The sequence below is a fragment of the Nocardia sp. CWNU-33 genome, from assembly GCF_046764895.1.
Classification (GTDB): Bacteria; Actinomycetota; Actinomycetes; order Mycobacteriales; family Mycobacteriaceae; genus Nocardia.
The window spans coordinates 1-2,328 of the sequence record NZ_JBKOQN010000091.1; the positions used below are offsets into that span (position 1 = coordinate 1).

The window sequence follows — 2,328 nt, forward strand, 5'->3', positions numbered from 1 at the left end:
CCTCGGTCGGACCGTACAGGTTGTGCAACGCCGCATCCGACACCGTCTGCCACGCCGTCACCGTTTCCGGCGGCAGCGCCTCACCGATCACGAACACATCCCGCAAGGTCGGGTACGAACCCGGCGCGGACAGCGCGGCGAAAACAGCCAGCATCGAGGGCACGAAGTCGGTCACGGTGACCCGATGGGTCGCGATCGTCTCGGCCACGTAGGCCGGATCACGATGACCGTCGTGCGTCGCGACAACCAGGGTCGCGCCCGCGCTCAACGGCATGAAGTAGCCCCACAGCGACACGTCGAACGTCGTCGCCGTCTTCTGCAGGTACACATCGTCCGGACCGAGCGGGTATTCCGCCAGCATCCACTCGATCTGATTGACGATCGCCGCGTGCGGAACCGCCACACCCTTCGGGCGGCCCGTCGAGCCCGACGTGAAGATCACGTAGGCGGAGTTCTCCGGCCGCAGGGGTGCACGGCGGTCGGCGTCGGTGACCGGCGCGTCGGAGTAGTCCGACAGATCGAGGGCATCGATCTCGAGTGTGCTGGTGGTGCCCGCGTCGAAGTTGTCGCGCGTGGTCGTCAGCACACACACCGGGGCGGCGGTGTCGAGCACATAGTGGCTGCGCTCGGCCGGGTGATCGGGATCCAACGGCACGTACGCGCCGCCGGCCACATCCACCGCGTACATGCCGACCACCAGATCCAGCGAGCGGCGCATACCGAGCGCCACCATCGAATCCGGGCCGACACCGAGGGAAATCAGGTGTCGCGCAAGACGGTTCACCCGTGCCGAGAACTCGGCATAGGTCAGACTCGTCCCCTCGAACACCACTGCTGTCGCATCCGGGGTTCGCAGTGCCTGCGCCTCGAACATCGACACCAGCGTGGCCGGTGCGAGCTCGTGCGCGGTGTCGTTCCAGTCGAGGACAGTGCGATCCCGCTCGGCGAGCGCGAGCAGTTCCAGGTCACCGACGGCGGTGGCGGGTGTGGCGACGATGTTGTTGAGCAGGCGCAGGAAGCGATCCGCGAAGCCCTCGACCGTGGCGCGATCGAACAGTGCGGTCGCGTAGGTGAAGAGGCCATCGATACCAGTGGGGGTGCCGGACTCGTCGTAGGTGTCGGTGAGGATCAGGTGCAGATCGAACTGCGAAATTCCGCTGTCATAGTCGACGCCCGACACGGTCAGGCCGGGCAGCTCCAAGGTTGTGGTCGTGAGGTTCTGGAACGACAGGCCCACCTGGAACAACGGATGCCGCGCAGTCGAACGAGCCGGGTTCAGCACCTCCACCAAACGCTCGAACGGCACATCGGCATTCGCGAACGCCTGAATATCCGTCGCACGCTGACGCGACAACAAGCCTGTGAACGACTCGCCCGCTTGCACAGTGGAGCGGAAGACCAGGGTGTTGATGAACGAACCGATCAAATCGTTCAGCGCCGCTTCACCACGACCCGCCATCGGCGTACCGATGGCAATATCGTCGGTACCCGACAGACGTGCCAGCAATACCGCGAGTGCGGTGTGCATGACCATGAACAGCGTCGCGCCCTCGGATTGCGCCACCTCGACCAGACCACGATGCAGATCAGCGTCGATACCGAGATGCACGGTGCTACCGGCGAACGACTGCGTTGCGGGACGCGGCCGGTCCATCGGCAGATCCAACTGCTCGGGCAGATCGGCAAGTGCGGTGCGCCAGTAGGCGACCTGACTGGACATCAGCGATTCCGGATCGTCCTCACTACCCAGCAACTCCCGCTGCCAGATACTGAAGTCCGCATACTGCACCTCGAGCGGCGACCAATTGGGCGCCTCACCCATCGACCGCGCGACATACGCCGTCATCAGGTCGCGCACCAACGGACCGACCGAGGAACCATCACCTGCGATGTGATGCACCACCATGGCGATCACGTATTCCGGTGTCTCGCTCTCGATCTCGATCTCGAACAACGCGACACGCACCGGCACCTGCTCGGTGACATCGAACGGCATCGAAATCAATTCCACCACAGCGGATTCGATCCGGTCCGCGCTAATGGTGTGCTCGGCCAATGGCAGTATCGCCTGCGACGGCGGCAGGATCACCTGGACAGCGGAGCCATCGATCGCCGGGTAGACCGTGCGCAGCACTTCGTGCCTGCCCACCAAATCCGCGATCGCCTGCCGCAAAGCCTCGACGTTCAGCTCGCCGGACAACCGCACCGCGATCGGCACGTTGTAAGCAGCCGACTCGGTATCGAAACGGTTCAGGAACCACATCCGCTGCTGCGCAAGCGACAACGGAATCCGCTCCGGCCGAGGACCAGCCACCAACTCACGGCGAC

The 2,328-nt window shown here is 64.4% G+C and carries 1 protein-coding gene; it reads right to left on the bottom strand.

Annotated features, from left to right (window positions below; translation table 11 throughout):
* On the bottom strand, window positions 1-2,328 hold a 2,328-nt coding region (locus ACLMAL_RS39425), incomplete at both ends, for a condensation domain-containing protein (protein WP_412003736.1).